The sequence below is a fragment of the Kitasatospora sp. NPDC094015 genome, from assembly GCF_040304075.1.
Taxonomy (GTDB): domain Bacteria; phylum Actinomycetota; class Actinomycetes; order Streptomycetales; family Streptomycetaceae; genus Kitasatospora.
This window is the reverse complement of record NZ_JBEOUL010000001.1, coordinates 234,666-251,790: the sequence shown is the minus strand read 5'-3', so window position 1 is coordinate 251,790 and position 17,125 is coordinate 234,666. Positions and strand designations below refer to the sequence as shown.

Below are 17,125 nucleotides of genomic sequence, written 5' to 3'. Positions count from 1 at the left end.
CGCGCCGACGGGTACGGCGCGGGGATGTGGCGGCAACGCTGATCATACTGTCGCAAATACGGCTGAAAAATCCGCTGTTTCATCGCACAGGCCAGCCACCGGCCGCCCGGACGATCGCATGTGCGATAGCTCAAGCGGAAAATCCCTGGCCGCGCCCGGCCGCCGGCGGCGAGAGTGTCCGCACGAAGCGGGCACCGGCCCGCGCGCACGGGGGAGGAGCACCCGAGATGTCGACCCTGCGGGTCACCGCCGAACGGCTGACCATCCATGAGCACCCGAACGCCGACGCCCTGGAGCTCGCCCAGATCGGGCTCTACCGCGCCGTCGTCGCCAAGGGCGCCTTCCGGACCGGCGACCTGGCCGTGTACATCCCGGAGCAGGCGGTGCTGCCCGCCGCGCTGATCGAGGAGCTCGGCCTGACCGGACGGCTGGCCGGCAGCGGGGCCGACCGGGTCAAGGCGGTACGGCTGCGCGGCGAGCTCTCCCAGGGCATCGTCTGCCGCCCGCGCGCGCTGGCCGGGACCGACCTGGCGCGGGCCGCCGAGGCGGGCCACGACTTCGCCGGGCAGCTCGGCGTGACCAAGTGGACGCCGCCGATCCCGACCGCGATGAGCGGCGAGGTCGAGCACGCGCCGGACCTGGTGCGCTGGGTGGACATCGAGAACCTCAAGCGCTTCCCCGGCATCTTCGAGCCGGGCGAGCAGGTGGTGGTCACCGAGAAGCTGCACGGCAGCTGCTGCCTGCTCACCTTCCACGCCGACACCGGCCGGGTGCAGGTGTCCTCCAAGGGCATCGGCGCCCAGGGCCTGGCGCTCAAGGAGGACGGGCGCAACCTCTACTGGCGGGCGGTGCGCGCGCACGGCGTGGAGCGGGTCGCGGCCCGGCTGGCCGAGCGGCTCGGCGCGAGCCGGGTGGGAGTCTTCGGCGAGGTGTACGGCTCGGGGGTGCAGGACCTCGGCTACGGCGCGGCCGGCGCGAGCGAACTGCCCGGCTACGCGGCCTTCGACGTCTGCGCGCTGGTCGACGGGCAGCCGGTCTGGCTGGACGCGGCCGAACTGCTGGCGGGCGAACTGCCGTTGGTGCCCCGGCTGTGGAGCGGCCCGTACGACGCCGAACGGGTGCTGGCGCTGGCCGAGGGACGGGAGACCGTCTCCGGGCGGGACCTGCACATCCGGGAGGGCGTGGTGGTGCGCCCGGCCGTCGAGCGGTACAGCCCGGTGCTGGGCGGCCGGGCGATCGCCAAGGTGGTCGGCGGGGCGTACCTGACCCGCAAGGGCGGGACCGAGTTCGAGTAGGCCCGCCGGGTCCGGGCGGGCCGTGCGGCCGCGCGCCCTTCTGTGGTGACGACCCGTCAGTTAGCGTGGTGCGGATACGTACGTCCTTTCCCACCACGGAGGTTGTCATGCCGGCCACCCGGACCCCGGGCCCCAGCGGCCTCCCGCTGCTCGGGTCGATGCTCGACCTGAAGCGGGACCCGCTGGGGACGTACCTGGACGCCCAGCGGGAGCACGGGGACGTGGTCCGCTTCTCGGCCGGCCCGCCGGGGCTGCGGACCCAGTTCTACATGGTCTTCTCCCCGGAGGGTGCCCAGCAGGTGCTGGCCACCCAGGCGGCCAACTTCCGCAAGGAGAACCTCTTCTACGAGGAGATCCGGCACACCTTCGGCAACGGCCTGCTGACCTCGCAGGACACCGACTACCAGCGCCAGCGCCGGCTGGTGCAGCCGCTGTTCACCCGGCGCCGGGTGGACGGCTACGCGGCGGCGATCGACCTGGAGGCGGCGTCCCTGGTCGAACGCTGGGCGGCGGTGCCCGGCGGGGTGGTGGACGCGGTCGACGAGATGTCCCGGTTCGCCCTGCGGGCGGTCGCCCGGATCCTGTTCGGCGCCGACGTGGAGGCCGCGATCGCGGTCGTCCGGGAGCAGTTCCCGGTGCTCGGCCGCTACGTCCGCAATCGGAGCTTCTCCCCGCTGCGCCCGCCCCGCAGCTGGCCGACGCCGGGCAACCGGGAGGCCGCCGCCGCCGAACGGGCGCTCTACGCCGTCTGTGACGAGATCATCGCCCGGCGCGCCGGGAGCAGCTCGGACGACCTGCTCGGGCTGCTCGCGGACGCCCGCGGCGAGGACGGCGAGGCGCTGGACGCCACCGAGCTGCGCGAGCAGGTGCTGATCTTCCTGCTGGCCGGCCACGAGACCACCGCCACCTCGCTCACCTTCGCCCTGCACCTGCTGGCGCTCCACCCCGAACTGCAGGCCGAGGCCCGCGCCGAGGTCCGCTCGGTGCTCGGCGACGGCCGCCCGGTCCGGGCCGAGGACCTGGCGGAGCTGCCCTACCTGACCCGGGTGCTCAAGGAGGCGATGCGGCTCTACCCGGCGGCCCCGGCGATCGGCCGGCGCTCGGTCGCGGCCTGCGTGGTGGACGGGGTGCCGATACCCGCGGGCGCCGACGTGCTGGTGGCGCCGTACGTGACCCAGCGGCACCCGAAGCACTGGGAGGACCCGGAGCGCTTCGACCCGGACCGCTTCACCCCGGAGCGGGAGGCGCAGCGGCACCGCTACGCCTGGTTCCCGTTCGGCGGCGGCCCGCGGGCCTGCATCGGGCAGCACTTCTCGATGCTGGAGTCGGTGCTCGGCCTGGCCGCCCTGCTGCGGGCCTTCGAGGTGGCGCCGGTGGACACCGAGGTCCGGCTGACCCACGGGATCACCATGGGCGTCGAGGGCACCCTGCGGATCGCGCTGACCGAGGCGCAGTAACACGGTGTCGGGGGAGTCGGGGCGTACGGGAGGCCGGCTGTGCGCCCCGATCGCCTCCGTGCGCCCTGGACATGACGGTGCATCAGGTGCTTGTGGCCGCACGGGTGCACCATTCGAGCACAGCGGGCCCGAGGCGTGGGCTGCTTTGCGCATCTTCGCGTGACCCTTCGCGGACCCTCGGTAGCGTCCAGCGCATCCGAGATCCCGAGCGCACATGCGGCAGGCATATGACCCGTCGCGCGGAGGCCACGAATGGGAACCATCGACCACCTGAGTTTCGGCTGGCTCACCCCGACCCTCTCCTACCTGATGGCCTGCACCGGCGCCGCGCTCGGCCTGCGCTGCACCCTGCGGGCGCTGGCCGCGACCGGCACCTCCCGGCGGAACTGGCTGCTCACCGCCGCCGCCGCGATCGGCACCGGCATCTGGACCATGCACTTCGTCGCCATGTTCGGCTTCACCGTCGACGGCACCGAACTGCGGTACCAGGTGCCGCTCACCCTGCTCAGCCTGCTGGTCGCGGTCCTGGTGGTCGGCGTCGGCGTCTTCATCGTCGGCCACGGCACCCACCGCGGCCGCAGCCTGCTGCTGGGAGGTACCGCCACCGGCCTCGGTGTCGCCGCCATGCACTACCTCGGGATGGCCGCCGTCCGGATGCACGGCACCCTCTCCTACCGCCCCGGCGCCGTCGCGCTCTCGGTGCTGATCGCCGTCGCGGCCGCCACCGCCGCGCTCTGGGCCACCGTCACCATCCGCACCCTGCCGGCGGCCGGCGGCGCCGCCCTGGTCATGGGCGTCGCGGTGAGCTGCATGCACTACACCGGCATGGCCGCCGTCCAGGTCCACCTGCACCCGGCCCGCACCGAACTCGGTGGCGCCACCCCGATGGAGTTCATCTTCCCGCTCGCGGTCGGCCTCGGCTCCTTCCTCTTCCTCACCTCGGCCTTCGTCGCGCTCTCCCCGACCGCCCGGGAGCGGGCCGCCTACCAGGAGGCCGGCGAGATCGCCGTCGAGGACCTGCGCGGCCCCGCCCTCGACCGGGCGGCCTGACCGCACCCGCCGCACCTTCGACCTGAAAGGCAGTCACCCATGCGCGGTAGCCGCGGCACCTCCCGCAGCGCGCCGACGGCCTCGCCGGGCGCCGCCCGCGGCCCCGTCCGGCCGGGCGCCGGCGGGCAGCGCCGGGGTGCCCACGCCGGGCCGCCCGCCCGCGAGGAGGCGCTTCCCGCCCCGCCGGCCCCCCGGCCGCCGCTGCGCGGCCGGCTGCGCCCCCGAACCGTCCGGGCCAAGATCCTCGCGCTGCTGATGGTGCCGGTGGTGTCGGTGATCGCGCTGTGGTCCTTCGCCACCGTCACCACCGCCCGCGACCTCGCCGACCTGCGCCGCACCCAGGCCGTCGACCGCGAGCTGCGCACCCCGGTGGAGGCCGTCGTCACCGCGCTGCAGGCCGAACGGGCAGCCGCCACCGACCTGTTGGCGCAGCCCGGCGCGGCCCGCGAGGCCGCGCTGCGGGAGGCCGGCACCGCCACCGACCGGGCGGTGGCCCCGCTCGCGCTCGCCCCCGGCTACAACCGGGCCGACGCGCTGGGGCTCGGCGCCGACGCGGCCGCCCGGATCGACGCGCTCACCCGGGCCGTCACGGGCCTGGCCGACCTGCGCACCGGGCTGCTCGCCCGCACCGTCACGTTCCCCGACGGGTACGCCGCGTACGGCGCCGCCGTCGACCGGGCGCTGGAGGTCACCGGTGCGGTGGCCGCCCAGCAGGACCACCGCACCGGTTCGGACGCCCGGGTGCTGCTGGAACTCGCCCGCTCCCGCGAACTGCTGGCCCGCGAGGACGTGGTGCTGCGCGCCGGGCAGGCCGCCGGCCGGCTCACCGACGACCAGGTCCGCGAGTTCGGCGCCGCCGCGTACGCCCGCCGGCTGCTGGAGCAGGGTGTCGCCCCCGACCTGCGGCCCACCGACCGGGCCGCGCTGCAGGCCGTCCTGGACGGTGTCGACCACCACGACCTGGTCCGCTCCGAGGACGCCGTCCGCACCGCCGCCGACGGCCGCGCGGGCGCCGCTGCGGTCGGCCCGGAACGGTGGGCGGTCGCCGCGGACGGCGTGGCCCGGGCGCTGCGCGTGGTGCAGAGCATGGCCGGCGCCGCCGCCGCCGAACGCTCCGACCCGTACGAGGACGGCCTGTTCACCCCCGCCGGGGCGGCCGTGCTGTTCGGCCTGCTGGCCGTGGTCGCCTCGCTGCTGATTTCGGTGCGGATCGGGCGCGACCTGGTGACCGAGCTGATCGGACTGCGCAACTCCGCCCTGGAGCTGGCCGGCCGGCAACTGCCCGCCACCATGCGGCGGTTGCGGGCGGGTGAGGAGATCGACGTGGCGGCCGAGGCGCCGCTGGGCCCGCACGCCGAGGACGAGATCGGCCAGGTGCACGGCGCCCTCGGCAGCGTCCGCCGGGCCGCGGTCACCGCCGCCGTCGAGCGGGCCGAGGTGCTCTCCGGGGTCTCCGGGGTCTTCGTCAACCTGGCCCGCCGCAGCCAGGTCCTGGTGCACCGCCAGCTCACCCTGCTGGACGCGATGGAGCGCCGCACCGAGGACCCGGCCGAGCTGGACGACCTGTTCCGGCTGGACCACCTGACCACCCGGATGCGCCGCCACGCCGAAGGCCTGATCATCCTCTCCGGGGCCGCCCCCGGCCGGGCCTGGCGCAAGCCCGTCCCGCTGATGGACGTGGTGCGGGCCGCGGTCGCCGAGGTCGAGGAGTACGTCCGGGTCGACGTCCACCGGCTGCCGTTCGCGGCCGTGGCCGGCCCCGCGGTCGCCGACCTCACCCACCTGGTGGCTGAACTGGTCGAGAACGCCACCGGCTTCTCGCCGCCGCACACCAAGGTGCACATCCGCGGCGAGCAGGTCGGCAACGGCTACGCGCTGGAGATCGAGGACCGCGGCCTGGGGATGGGGCCGGAGGCGCTCGCGGACGCCAACCGGCGGATCGCGGCCACCGAGCAGGTCGACCTGTTCGACAGCGACCGGCTCGGCCTGTTCGTGGTCAGCCGGCTCGCCAAGCGCCACGAGGTCCGGGTCGCCCTGCGGCCCTCCGCGTACGGCGGCACCACCGCCGTGGTGCTGCTGCCCACCGCGCTGCTGGCCGGGAGCGACACCGATCCCGACGCCGACCGCGGGCCCGGGCCGCAGCTCCGCGCGGACCGCGCCCCGCGCGCCCTGGCCGGCGGCCGGGCGGCCCCGGCGACCGCACCGCCCGTCCCGCCGCCGGTCCCGCCACCGCCGGTGCTGCCGCCCGCACCCGCCCGGCCGCCCGCCACCGTCGCGCCGTTCGGCGCCCGGGACGGCGAGCCGGGGCTGCTGCGGCCCACGCCGTTCCGGACCGCCGGCGCGGGCCCGGGATCCGCACCCCCGCAGCCGCGGCCCCCGGCGCCCGCGCCGGCCGGGGCGGACGGGGCGGACGAGGCTGACGAGGCGGCCCCCGAGGAGGTGGACGCCGAACTGCCCCGCCGGGTCCGCCAGGCCAGCCTCGCCCCGCAACTGCGCGAGGCGCCCCGACCCCGCGAGACCACCCGGATCCCCGCCCCCGCCCCCGCCGCGCGCGCACCGGAGGAGGCCCGCGCCGCACTCTCCGCCTACCAGCGCGGCTGGGCCCGCGGCTCCGCCCCGCACCGCCCGGACCCCGGGCCCGCCCAGCAAGGAGAGAGCCGATGACCGGCACCACCCACCACTCCGGCGAGCTCAACTGGCTGCTCGACGAGCTGGTCTCCCGGGTCGCCCGGGTCAGATTCGCCGTGATGCTCTCCTCCGACGGCCTGGCGATGGGCACCTCCGCCGGCATCGCCCGCGAGGACGGCGAGCACCTGGCCGCGGTCGCCTCCGGCTTCCACAGCCTCGCCAAGGGCGCGGGACGCCACTTCGACGCCGGTGAAGTCCGCCAGACCATGGTCGAGTTGGAGCACGGCCTGCTCCTGGTGGCCGCCGCCGGCGAGGGCAGCTGCCTGGCGGTCCTCGCCGGCGCGGACGCCGATCTCGGCCTGATCGCCTACGAGATGGCCCGGCTGGTCCGCCGGGTCGGCGAGCACCTGTACACGCCCGCCCGCGGCTCGGCGGGGGGCTGAGCCAGGTGCCGTACCCGCCGCGCTCCTACCCGCCCGGCTCCCCGTTCGGCCTGCCCACCAGCCGCACCCCCGAGCGCTGGTACGACGACGCGGCCGGCCCGATGGTGCGCCCGTACGCCGTGACCCGGGGGCGGACCAGACCCAGCGGCCAGGAGTTCGACCTGATCGCCCTGGTGGTGAGCAACCTGCCGCCCGGCGCCGACCCACCGGTCGGACCGGAACAGGCCGCGATCCTCGAGCGCTGCCAGGGCGACGCGCTCTCCGTCGCCGAGATCGCCGCCGAGGTCGACCTCCCGCTCGGCGTGGTCCGGGTGCTGCTGGGCGACCTGCTGGAGGCCCAGCACATCCGGGTCAGCCGCCCCGTCCCACCGGCCCTGCTCCCCGACGAGCACATCCTCCAGGAGATCATCGATGGCCTCCGCGCCCTCTGACCCGCTGTCACCGGACACCCCGGTGCTGGCCCTGAAGATCCTGGTCGCCGGCGGCTTCGGGGTCGGCAAGACCACCCTGGTCGGCGCGGTCAGCGAGATCCGCCCGCTGCGCACCGAGGAACAGCTCACCGCCGCCGGGCGCGGGGTGGACGACCTCGACGGCGTGGAACGCAAGACCACCACCACGGTCGCGATGGACTTCGGCCGGATCACCATCCGGCAGGGGCTGTCGGTCTACCTGTTCGGCACCCCCGGGCAGGACCGCTTCTGGTTCCTCTGGGACGAGTTGGCGCAGGGCGCGCTCGGCGCCGTGGTGCTGGCCGACACCCGCCGGCTGACCGACTGCTTCCCCGCCGTCGACTTCTTCGAGCACCGCGGCATCCCGTTCGTGGTCGCGGTCAACCAGTTCGCCGGCAGCCGGACGTTCCGGCCGCAGGAGGTCTCCCGCGCCCTCGACCTGGACGGCGCCACCCCGGTGGTGCTCTGCGACGCCCGCGAGCGCGGCTCCGGCAAGGACGTGCTGATCAACCTGGTCGAGCACGCCGGCCGGGTGCACGCCGCCCGGCTGCTCGCCGAGGTCAGCGGGTAGACCCGGGCGCCGAACTGAGGGCTCGTCGGGATCCGTTGCCAGGGTGGAAAGCTGTACGGACAACCCTGTTTGTTCCGGAGCCGTCCGCCCGGTGTTCGCGCGCCGTCCCCCTGCCCGTGCGGCGCTGCCGTTTGGCTGGCGGCCGAGCGAGCGCGGTCCCGCGCCGCGATGGGTCCGACGAGGGCGGGAAGCATGAGCGTGGGCACCGTTGCGCCCGGAGGCGACACCGCCGGGAGACCGCGGGCGGCGCACGGCCCGCGACGCCGGGCGGCGGCCGCGGCCGCGCTGCTCCCGCTGGTGCTGGCGACCACGGCCTGCGGCGGGTCGGCCGGCGCGTCGAGCGACGACGCCGGACCGCTGACCGTGATGACCTGGGCCCCGGACGGCACCGGGTCCGTGGACCGGCCCGGGGTGACGGCGCTGGCCGAACAGCTCGGCCGCGAGGTCAACGCCAAGGGCGGCCGGGCCGGCCGGCAGCTGAAGGTGCTCACCTGCAACGAGCACAACACCGCCGCGGGCGTCACCGACTGCGCCCATCAGGCGGTCGACGCGCACGCCATCGCGGTGGTCGGCTCCTACAGCCAGTTCGGCGACACCTTCATGCCGGTGCTGGAAGCCGCCGGCATCCCGTACCTGGGCGGATTCGGCGTCTCCGGCGCCGAGTTCAGCAGCCCGCTGTCCTACCCGGTGGCCGGTGGCACGCCCACCCTGATCGCCGGCAGCGGCCGCCAGCTGGTCGCCGCGGGCTGCAGGTCCATCGCGCTGATCCGCCCGGACAACGGCAACGGCGACACCCTCACCCGCTACCTGTCCGGCGCCGTCGCCCAGTCCGGGGTGAAGGTGACCGACGTCAAGGTGCCGGAGAAGGGCCTCGACGCCGCCGGGCTCGCCCCGCTGGCCCAGAAGGCCGTCGGCGACGACCGCACCGGCGGCTGCGTCACCATGGCACTCGGCCCAGAACAGACCATGCAGCTGCTGGACGCCTACCGCGGTCTGGCCCCCAAGCACACCCAGCTCGCCTCGGTGGTCGGCAGCGTCCAGCAGGCCGCGATCGACGCCACCGGCGGCGCCAAGAGCCCGCTCAACGGCTCCTACGCGACCGGCTGGTTCCCGCCCGCCTCGGCCAAGGTCTGGGACGACCTGCGCACCACCGCGGGCGACGCGGCCGGCAGCGGCAGCAAGCCGATCGACACCTCGGACCTGGCCGTGCAGACCACCTGGGTCGCCTACCAGACCTTCCTGCAGGCGATCGATCGGGTCTCCTCCGCCGGGCAGCCGCTCAACGCCAAGGGCCTGCGGGCCCAGCTCGACAGCGGCGACACCATCGACACCGGCGCCACGCCCCCGCTCAGCTGGGGCCAGAGCGACATGCTGCCGAGCGCCGAGTCCCCGCGGCTGACCAACACCTGGGTGACCTTCCAGCAGGTGAAGGCCGGCAAGCTGACCGAGCAGCAGAGCGGCTTCATCGACGTCCGGTGGGTGCTGACCGGCGGCAAGCCGCCGCAGTGAGACCGGCCGGGCGCTCCGTGGACGACGCACCGAACCGGCTCGCTGTCGACCGATGCGGTCGGCGGCGTCGTACGCTCAAAATGTGATCACCTATCAGCACCGCAGGCTGGCCGCGCTCGCCGACGAGGGCCGCTGGACGGAGCTGCTCGTCGCCTACCGGCGGACCCGGGCCGCCGCCGTGGCACTGCACGGGCCGGCGGTCGGGATCGCCGAGGCGGCGCCGTTCGGGCACCTGATCGCGTACGGGGCGCCGCCCGAGCTGGCCGCCCGGCTGTTCGACCCGGACGGCGGGCCCGACACCGCCGCCGGCCCGGGCGACCACGACGCCGGCCCGCTCTGGGAGGTGCTGGCGACCCGGCACTCCTGGCGGCGGCTGGCGCCGCTGCTCGACCCGGAACCGGTCCGCCGGCTGGTCGCGCACACCCGGGTGCTGCTCGGCGAGGACCTCACCGCCGAGGCCGCCCCCGACCCCGAGGGCGTCCCGCTCGTGCTGGCCGGCTGGGAGGCGGCCGGGCGCCAGGAAGGCGGACTGGTGCCGGAGTACCTGCGGGACGGCGGCGCGCTCCGGGTGCCGGTCGCGATGCCCGCCACCCGCGAGGGGCTCGGCCCGCTCGAACTCCCCGCCCCCGGCGAGCTGGTCCCCGGCCTGCTGGCCAGCCGCCTGCTGGCCGGGCTGGCGCCCTGGGCCACCGTCTCCTGCGTGCGCGGCACCGGGCCGGACGCGGCCGCTCGGACGGCGCCGCCGGGGCGGGTGGTGGGGGGTCACCTGCCGTTCGGCGCGGCCTATCCGGTGCTGGTGCGGGCCGGCTCCGAGCATCCGGCCCAGGGGGCGGCGCAGGGGCGGCTCGCGCTGTGGCGGGTGCTCGCCGCGATGGCCGGGGCCGACCGGCCGATCCTCACCGAGATCGAGGCCCTGGTCGCCCGCCTGCGCTGCTTCACCTGGCGCGAGCCCGCCGACGAACTCCGCTACCTCCACCTCACCCTCGAAGACCCCGCCACCGGCCTCGCCTGGTCCGTCAGCGGCCAGGCCGACCTCTGACCCACTTCATGGACGGGCCACCCCTCAGGGGCGCGGGGAACTGCGCGACCTAGCCAGGTACGGCGCCGCACCCGATTCCTGTCCTGAGCCACCCACCCACCCAGGGGCGCGGGGAACTGCGCGATTCGGGAGGTACCACGCCGTCACTTCCGTTTCGCGCAGTTCCCCGCGCCCCTGAGGGGTTGGCCGCGTGCCGGTTGTGCTTTCGCGCAGTTCCCCGCGCCCCTGAGGGTTGGCCGTGTGCCCTGGGGGTGGGCGTCAGGTGCGGGTGGCTGTGGCGAGGTAGCGGGTGTCGGTGTCGGTGTAGGACGTCAGGTGCCAGCCGGTGGTGGTGAGGAGGGGGCGGAGGTTGGGTTCGGCGCGGAGGTCGTCCGGGGTGATCGGGCGGCCGTGGCGGGCGGCGAGGGCGGTGCGGCCGATCGGGTGGTAGAGGGCGAGGCGGCCGCCGGGGCGGGTGACCCGGGCGAGTTCGCGCAGGCCCGCCGCGGGGCCGGGCAGGTGCGAGATCAGCCCCGCGCCGAAGACCAGGTCGACGGTGGCGTCGGGCAGCGGTAGTCGTCCGCAGTCGGCCACCAGCAGGGCGGCGTCGGCCGCGTGCGCCCGGGCCAGGTCGATCATCTCGGGGGTGAGGTCGACCCCGAGCACGGTGCCGTCCGGCCCGACGGCGGCCCGCAGCAGCGGCAGCGCCCGCCCGGTGCCGCACCCCGCATCGACCACGAACTCCCCTCCTCGCAGCCCGAGTTCGCCGATCGCCTCGGCGTACCGCGGCCCGTCGTCGGGGAACTTCGCGTCCCACCCCGCCGCGCGGGCGGCGAAGAACGCGCGGGTGCGGGCCTGCTCTGCTGCTGCGTCGGACATGGTGCTGCTCTCCCTCGGCCGGTCTCGGGGCAGCCTAGGGCTTGTCTGACAATTCGCGTCGGATGAGCGCGCGGCGGTGGGCGCCCGGCTGGGCGTGCCGGCGAAGCGTCCTCGTGCAGGACGTACTTGGCGTTTCGCCGGTGCGTCCAGGCGGAGGAGGATGCCTGGGGGTACCTCCCGGCCGAAGGCTGGGGGAGCGTCGCGCGCCCGGCGGGAATTGTCAGACAAGCCCTAGCGATCCGGCCGGGGAACCGGGCCGTGTCCGGGGCGGGGCTCGGTCGTTGTGCGGGTGGCGGGGCCCGAGGGCGTCGCCGTCACTCGGTCGGGTGGAGTTCGGGTGGCGGTGTGCGGAGCCGGATGGAGGCTCCGTTAAGTTAGGCTTACCTAACCTCAAGGAGTCCCCGCCGTGACCCTCACCGTCGACAGCGCCGCCCCCGCCGGCGAGTCGATCCTGCGCCGCCAGCGGATCCGCGAGTCGGCCGCCCGTACCTACGCGCGGTCGTTCCCGATCGTCCCGGTGCGCGCCAACGGGATGACCGTCGAGGGCGCGGACGGCCGCCGCTACCTGGACTGCCTGTCCGGGGCCGGCACGCTGGCGCTCGGCCACAACCACCCGGTGGTGCTGGAGGCGATCCGCCGCACCCTGGACAGCGGCGCGCCCCTGCACCTGCTGGACCTCGCCACGGCGGAGAAGGACGACTTCACCACGGCCCTGTTCGCCAGCCTGCCGCCGGCGTTCGCGGCCGGCGCCCGGGTGCACTTCTGCGGCCCGGCCGGCACCGACGCGGTGGAGGCGGCGCTCAAGCTGATGCAGACCGCGACCGGCCGCCGCGGCGCGCTCGCCTTCACCGGCGCGTACCACGGCATGACGGCCGGCGCGCTGGCGGTCACCGGCAGCGTCGCCGTCAAGTCGCCGCTGCCCGCGGGCGGTGAGGTCACCCGGCTGCCGTACCCGTACCCGTACCGGTGCCCGTTCGGGGTCGGGGAGCGCGGGGCGGAGCTGTCTGCCGCGTACATCGAACGGCTGCTGGACGACCCCTCGGGCGGGGTGGTGCCGCCGGCCGCGATGATCCTGGAGGCGGTCCAGGGCGAGGGCGGGGTGGTGCCGGCCCCGGACGGCTGGCTGCGCGAGATGCGCCGGATCACCGCCGAGCGCGGCATCCCGCTGATCGTCGACGAGGTGCAGACCGGGGTCGGCCGGACGGGCGCGATGTGGGCCGTCGAGCACAGCGGGGTGCTGCCGGACGCGATGGTGCTGTCGAAGGCGATCGGCGGCAGCCTGCCGCTGGCGGTGGTGGTCTACCGCGAGCAGTACGACGACTGGCGCCCCGGCGCGCACACCGGCACCTTCCGCGGCAACACGCTGGCGATGGCGGCGGGCGCGGCCACCCTGCGGTACGTGGCGGCGCACGGCCTGGTCGCCCGGGCCGAGCTGGTCGGCGCCCGGATGATCGCCCGGCTGGACGGACTGAAGAGCCGGGTGGCGTCCGTCGGTGACGTCCGCGGCCGTGGCCTGATGATCGGGGTCGAGCTGGTCGACCCGGCCGGGGCGCCGGACAGCTGCGGGGCGCTGCCGCCGGATCCGGCGCTGGCCGTCCGGGTCCGCCAGGCCTGCCTGGAGCGCGGCCTGATCGTCGAACTCGGCGGCCGGCACGACGCGGTGCTGCGGCTGCTGCCCCCGCTGACCATCAGCGACGAGCAGACCGAGGCGGTGCTCGACCGGCTCTGCGACGCGATCGAGACGGCCGCCGGGCCCGGCCGGTGACCCTGCCGCCGGGCGCCGAGCTCTCCGGCGGCGTCGCGGGCCCCGCGGCACTGCGCCCGCTGCTGGACCTGGTGCTCACCGCGCTGGAGTCCGGCGCCGAGCAGCGGTCGGGTCCGATCCCGGCCGGGCTGCCCGGCCTGCTGGCCGAGCAGTTCGCCGGGGTGCTCCGGTACGGGCGGGAGGAGCCGGAGGGGGACGCCCTGCTGCGGCTGGCGGTCCACCTGGCGCAGGGCAGCGCCGACCCGGCCGACCCGGCCTGCGCCGCCCACCTGCACTGCCCGCCGCTCGCGGTGGCGGTGGCCGCGGACCTCGCGGTCGCCGCGCTCAACCCCTCCCAGGACTCCTGGGACCAGGCGCCGGCGGCCACCGCGTTCGAGACCGGGCTGCTGGCCGAACTCGCCGCGCTGGTCGGGTTCCCGGCCGGCGCGGCCGGGGTGGTCACCTCCGGCGGCACCGAGTCCAACCTGCTGGGCCTGATGCTCGCCCGGGACCGTACGCTCGGCGGCGAGGTCGAAGTGAACGGCCTGCCGGCCGGCGTCCGCCCGGTGATCGTGGCCTCGCTGGCCGCCCACTTCTCGGTGCAGCGCGCCGCCGCCCTGCTCGGCCTGGGGGAGCGGGCGGTGCTGGCGGTGCCGGTCGACCGGGAGCTGCGGATGGACCCGGCCGCGCTGGCCGACACCCTCGCCGGGGCGGCTCGCGCCGGCCTGACCCCGGTCGCGGTGGTCGCCACCGCCGGCACCACCGACACCGGCGCGGTCGACCCGCTGCACCGGGCCGCCGACCTGGCCGCCCGGTACGGGGCCCGGCTGCACGTCGACGCCGCCTACGGGGGCGGCGCCCTGCTCTCCGACCGGCTCGCCCCGCTGCTCGACGGCATCGCCCGCGCCGACTCGGTGTCGCTGGACTGGCACAAGCTTGGCTGGCAGCCGGCCGCCGCCGGCGTGTTCCTGGCCCGGGACGCGGAGAGCTACGCCTCGCTGGCCCGGCGCGCGGTGTACCTCAATCCGGCCGACGACGAGCAGGCCGGCTACCCGAGCCTGCTCGGCCGCTCGCTGCGCACCACCCGCCGCCCGGACGGCTTCAAGATGGCGGTCACGCTGCGCACCCTGGGCCGGGAGGGCCTCGGCCGGCTGGTCGACGCCTGCCACGACCTGGCCCGGGCGACGGCCGCCGCGGTGCGTGCCGAGCCGGCGCTGGAACTGCACTGCGAGCCGATCCTGACCACCGTGGTCTTCCGCTTCCTGCCGGGCGGCGACGACCCCGCGGTGGCGGACCGGGTCAACGCCGAACTGCGCCGCACCCTGCTGCGCGAGGGTCGGGCGGTGATCGGCCGGACCGAGCTGCCGGGCACCGGCCCGGGCCGGGTGCGGCTGAAACTCACACTGCTCAATCCGCACGCCACGGTGGCCGACACCGCGCGCCTGCTGGCCGAAGTCCTCCGGGCCGGGCGGCTCGCGGAAACTGGCCGAGACTCCTAACCGGCGGTCCGGAACCGGCTCCGAGCTGGAGGAACACCCACTGGTACGGCTCGCGGCGGCCGTGTTCCGGGGCGATTCCCGGCCTGCTCATCAGAGCCTCTGTGGACATACTTTCCGGCAATCTGTCCAGCTGCTTTTGGCCGTACCAGGTCGGTTTCCCGCCAACCAGCGCCCGCCGCTTGCGGGGGAGCGGAACCACGGCGGTAACTTCGGGTAGCCGCCGCCACACCGGGAGCACACGGCTCCCAGGGACTAGCGGCGCAAGGGGGATCCACCGTCCGCCGCCGCCTCGTCGCGGCCGCGCCGGCCCGCCGCCCCGGTACGTCACCGGGGCCCGACGGCCGGACCGCCAGGCACGTCCCCGGCTGACCCGCCGGTCCTGGTCCCCCACCCCTCCCGCCCGGCCCGGCGCGGCACCCTGCCCCGGCCCGGCGGTCACCCCCACGCTGCACCGCCCCCACGCTGCACCGCCCCCCACCTTTGCACCGCCCAGACCCTCTCCCCACCGTGCCCGGCCACGCCCGGACGGTGGTTCCAGCCCTGCGACGCGGAGGCCGCGGTATGAGCGACACACTTCTGACCACCAGCTCCGACACCTTCGAGGCATTCCCGTTCTCCGACCGCTGCCGCGCGGTCTTCGACCGGGGCGAGCACCTGCTGATCGGCGTCAGCCCCGGGAACAGCTACTTCAGCCATCAGCGCCTCACCGAACTCATCCGCTGGGCCCGGGAGTTCTTCGAATCGGTGGACGTGGTCCACGCCGACCTGCACGTCGACGCGCAGTATCGGGCAGCGGGCGGCCCGGTCGACCAGGCCGAGCGGCGCGCCGCCAAGGAGGTCAAGGCCACCCGGCGGCGGATCCAGCGGGCGCTGGCCGAGGCCGGCGTGGACGGCGTCCGGGCCCACGCGCTCTCCGACTTCCGTGCCGAGCCCGTCTACCGGCGGCTGCACGGCCGCGTGCTGGACGCGCTCGCCACCGACCCGGTGCTGCGGTCCGCCACCGAGGGGATGGCCCGCGGCTTCCTGCGGGCCCGGCTGCCCGACGGCGTCGAGCCGGCACCCGCCCAACTGGCCGCCGGGGTCGAGTACATAGCCGCCGAGCTGCCGTTCTTCCTGGACACCCCAGCGCTGCTCCGGGTGGGCTCCTCGATCTCCTGCTACCACCTCGAACTCCCGCTCACCCCCGTGCTGTTCGGCGGCGGCGAGGGGCTGCGCGCGGTGCCCGCCCAGGGCTACGCCGTGGTCCGCCCGCTCACCGCGGCCCGGCCGGTCGCGGCCTGAGCCCGAGTCCGAGCCCGAGTCCGAGTCCGACGAGAACCCCCGATCCCGACGAGACCCCCGATCCCCGACCAGACCCCCCGATCCGAGGAGCGCATCCGCATGACCAGCACCACCGAGCCCCGCTTCACCTTCCCGCTCTCCCGGCGCGGCGACGTCCTGCCCGAGGAGGCGGGCCTGCTGCGGGACCAGCACCCCGTCACCAGGGTCTGCACCATGACGGGCGACCAGGCCTGGCTGGTGAGCAACCACGCCCTCGCCAAGCAGGTCCTCGAGGACGAGCGCTTCAGCCTCAAGGACACCGCCAACCCCGGCGTGCCCCGCCAGTACGCGCTGACCATCCCGCCCGAGGTGGTCAACAACATGGGCAACATCAACAGCGCCGGGCTGCGGAACGCCGTGATGAAGACCCTCAGCCCGCGCGCCGACCGCGAGCTGGCCGGCTGGCTCGAGGCCGAGGCGCACCGGCTGCTCGACGTCCTGGTCGAGCAGGGCCCGCCGGCCGATCTGCGGGACGGCTTCACCGAGCCCTACTCCGCGGCCCTGCACTGCCGGCTGCTCGGCCTGCCCGCGGTGGACTGGCGGCGGCTGATGGCCGGCATCGACCTGGCCTTCGTCACCAGCCCGGCGCCGTTCGAGGGCTCTGCGTTCAACTGGTACAAGGACCTCGGCTACGTGGTCGACCGGCTGAACGCCGACCCGGAGCCGACCGAGGGCCTGCTCGGCCGGTTCGCCGAGCTGCGGCGCTCGCCGGACGTGTCGGACCAGGTCGGCGACGAGCTGCTGGCCACCGTCGCGCTCTCGCTGTTCGGCGCCGGCGCCGTCTCCACCTCGGCCTTCCTGCTGCACGCGATCATCGCCCTGGCACAGCGCCCGGAACTGGCCGACCGGCTGCGCAAGGAGCCGGAGGTGATCGAGCGGGCGGTGGACGAGCTGCTGCGGTACAACCTGTCGATCGGCGACGCGCTGCCGCGCCTCGCCCTGGCGGACGTCGAGGTCGGCGGCGAGCTGGTGCGGGCGGGCGAGCTGGTGCTGGTGCTGATCGAGGGCGCCAACTACGACCCGGCGGTCTTCCCGGAGCCGGAGCGGATCGACTTCGACCGCCCGGCCAACCCGCACCTGGCCTTCGGCGCCGGCCGGCACTTCTGCCCGGCCTCCGCGCTCGGCCGCACCCACGCCGAGATCGCGCTCACCGCCCTGGTCGAGCGGCTGCCCGAGCTGCGGCTGGCGCTGCCGGCCGATCAGCTCGCCTGGCGCCCGGGGTTCATCAAGCGCCTCCCGGAGCGGCTCCCGGTGCTCTGGTGA

The 17,125-nt window shown here is 75.6% G+C and carries 14 protein-coding genes; 13 read left to right on the top strand and 1 reads right to left on the bottom strand.

Annotated features, from left to right (window positions below; genetic code table 11):
- The first annotated feature begins 227 nt into the window (after positions 1-227).
- From ABT014_RS01105 to ABT014_RS01065, 9 genes are all read left to right on the top strand, one after another.
- Complete coding sequence (locus ABT014_RS01105) at positions 228-1,295, top strand: RNA ligase (ATP) (RefSeq protein ID WP_350635456.1); 1,068 nt, start codon at positions 228-230, stop codon at positions 1,293-1,295.
- Positions 1,296-1,402: 107 nt separating this feature from the next.
- Entirely contained in the window at positions 1,403-2,752 is a 1,350-nt protein-coding gene (locus tag ABT014_RS01100; RefSeq protein ID WP_350635454.1) for a cytochrome P450, read from the top strand.
- 252 nt (positions 2,753-3,004) lie between these two features.
- Positions 3,005-3,802: an MHYT domain-containing protein gene (locus tag ABT014_RS01095; protein WP_350635453.1), complete on the top strand. Its 798-nt coding sequence runs from the start codon at positions 3,005-3,007 to the stop codon at positions 3,800-3,802.
- Between the two features lie 39 nt (positions 3,803-3,841).
- Complete coding sequence (locus ABT014_RS01090; protein WP_350635451.1) at positions 3,842-6,466, top strand: nitrate- and nitrite sensing domain-containing protein; 2,625 nt, start codon at positions 3,842-3,844, stop codon at positions 6,464-6,466.
- Positions 6,463-6,873 (top strand): roadblock/LC7 domain-containing protein, encoded by a 411-nt coding sequence (locus ABT014_RS01085; protein WP_350635449.1) that lies wholly within the window; start codon positions 6,463-6,465, stop codon positions 6,871-6,873. The genes ABT014_RS01090 and ABT014_RS01085 overlap by 4 nt, the downstream gene beginning before the upstream one ends.
- A gap of 101 nt (positions 6,874-6,974) precedes the next feature.
- Positions 6,975-7,304: a DUF742 domain-containing protein gene (locus tag ABT014_RS01080; RefSeq protein WP_350635983.1), complete on the top strand. Its 330-nt coding sequence runs from the start codon at positions 6,975-6,977 to the stop codon at positions 7,302-7,304.
- Positions 7,285-7,893: a GTP-binding protein gene (locus ABT014_RS01075; RefSeq protein WP_350635447.1), complete on the top strand. Its 609-nt coding sequence runs from the start codon at positions 7,285-7,287 to the stop codon at positions 7,891-7,893. Before ABT014_RS01080 ends, ABT014_RS01075 begins: the two co-directional genes overlap by 20 nt.
- Before the next feature lie 192 nt (positions 7,894-8,085).
- Positions 8,086-9,402: an ABC transporter substrate-binding protein gene (locus tag ABT014_RS01070; RefSeq protein WP_350635445.1), complete on the top strand. Its 1,317-nt coding sequence runs from the start codon at positions 8,086-8,088 to the stop codon at positions 9,400-9,402.
- A gap of 82 nt (positions 9,403-9,484) precedes the next feature.
- The gene (locus ABT014_RS01065) at positions 9,485-10,441 is read left to right on the top strand and encodes a hypothetical protein (RefSeq protein ID WP_350635443.1); all 957 of its coding nucleotides are present in this window, start codon (positions 9,485-9,487) and stop codon (positions 10,439-10,441) included.
- A gap of 258 nt (positions 10,442-10,699) precedes the next feature.
- Here ABT014_RS01065 and ABT014_RS01060 read toward each other — a convergent pair whose 3' ends face one another.
- A complete protein-coding gene (locus tag ABT014_RS01060; RefSeq protein WP_350635442.1) occupies positions 10,700-11,299 on the bottom strand; it encodes a class I SAM-dependent methyltransferase in 600 nt (199 codons plus the stop codon).
- A 406-nt stretch (positions 11,300-11,705) separates the two neighbouring features.
- Here ABT014_RS01060 and ABT014_RS01055 point away from each other — a divergent pair, with 406 nt between their 5' ends.
- From ABT014_RS01055 to ABT014_RS01040, 4 genes are all read left to right on the top strand, one after another.
- Positions 11,706-13,064, top strand: a complete 1,359-nt coding sequence (locus ABT014_RS01055; protein WP_350635440.1) for a diaminobutyrate--2-oxoglutarate transaminase family protein — start codon at positions 11,706-11,708, stop codon at positions 13,062-13,064.
- A complete protein-coding gene (locus ABT014_RS01050) occupies positions 13,061-14,542 on the top strand; it encodes a pyridoxal phosphate-dependent decarboxylase family protein (RefSeq protein ID WP_350635438.1) in 1,482 nt (493 codons plus the stop codon). The genes ABT014_RS01055 and ABT014_RS01050 overlap by 4 nt, the downstream gene beginning before the upstream one ends.
- A gap of 561 nt (positions 14,543-15,103) precedes the next feature.
- On the top strand, positions 15,104-15,823 hold the full coding sequence (locus tag ABT014_RS01045; protein ID WP_350635436.1) for a tRNA-dependent cyclodipeptide synthase: 720 nt from the start codon (positions 15,104-15,106) through the stop codon (positions 15,821-15,823).
- Between the two features lie 99 nt (positions 15,824-15,922).
- Entirely contained in the window at positions 15,923-17,125 is a 1,203-nt protein-coding gene (locus ABT014_RS01040; protein WP_350635434.1) for a cytochrome P450, read from the top strand.

Bases quoted from the DNA above. Each gene is read 5' to 3' on its own strand.
- ABT014_RS01075 (WP_350635447.1), top strand. From the start codon at position 7,285: ATGGCCTCCGCGCCCTCTGACCCGCTGTCACCGGACACCCCGGTGCTG.
- ABT014_RS01080 (WP_350635983.1), top strand. From the start codon at position 6,975: ATGGTGCGCCCGTACGCCGTGACCCGGGGGCGGACCAGACCCAGCGGC.
- ABT014_RS01085 (WP_350635449.1), top strand. From the start codon at position 6,463: ATGACCGGCACCACCCACCACTCCGGCGAGCTCAACTGGCTGCTCGAC.
- ABT014_RS01040 (WP_350635434.1), top strand. From the start codon at position 15,923: ATGACCAGCACCACCGAGCCCCGCTTCACCTTCCCGCTCTCCCGGCGC.
- ABT014_RS01060 (WP_350635442.1), bottom strand. From the start codon at position 11,299: ATGTCCGACGCAGCAGCAGAGCAGGCCCGCACCCGCGCGTTCTTCGCC.
- ABT014_RS01070 (WP_350635445.1), top strand. From the start codon at position 8,086: ATGAGCGTGGGCACCGTTGCGCCCGGAGGCGACACCGCCGGGAGACCG.
- ABT014_RS01090 (WP_350635451.1), top strand. From the start codon at position 3,842: ATGCGCGGTAGCCGCGGCACCTCCCGCAGCGCGCCGACGGCCTCGCCG.
- ABT014_RS01105 (WP_350635456.1), top strand. From the start codon at position 228: ATGTCGACCCTGCGGGTCACCGCCGAACGGCTGACCATCCATGAGCAC.
- ABT014_RS01095 (WP_350635453.1), top strand. From the start codon at position 3,005: ATGGGAACCATCGACCACCTGAGTTTCGGCTGGCTCACCCCGACCCTC.
- ABT014_RS01045 (WP_350635436.1), top strand. From the start codon at position 15,104: ATGAGCGACACACTTCTGACCACCAGCTCCGACACCTTCGAGGCATTC.
- ABT014_RS01100 (WP_350635454.1), top strand. From the start codon at position 1,403: ATGCCGGCCACCCGGACCCCGGGCCCCAGCGGCCTCCCGCTGCTCGGG.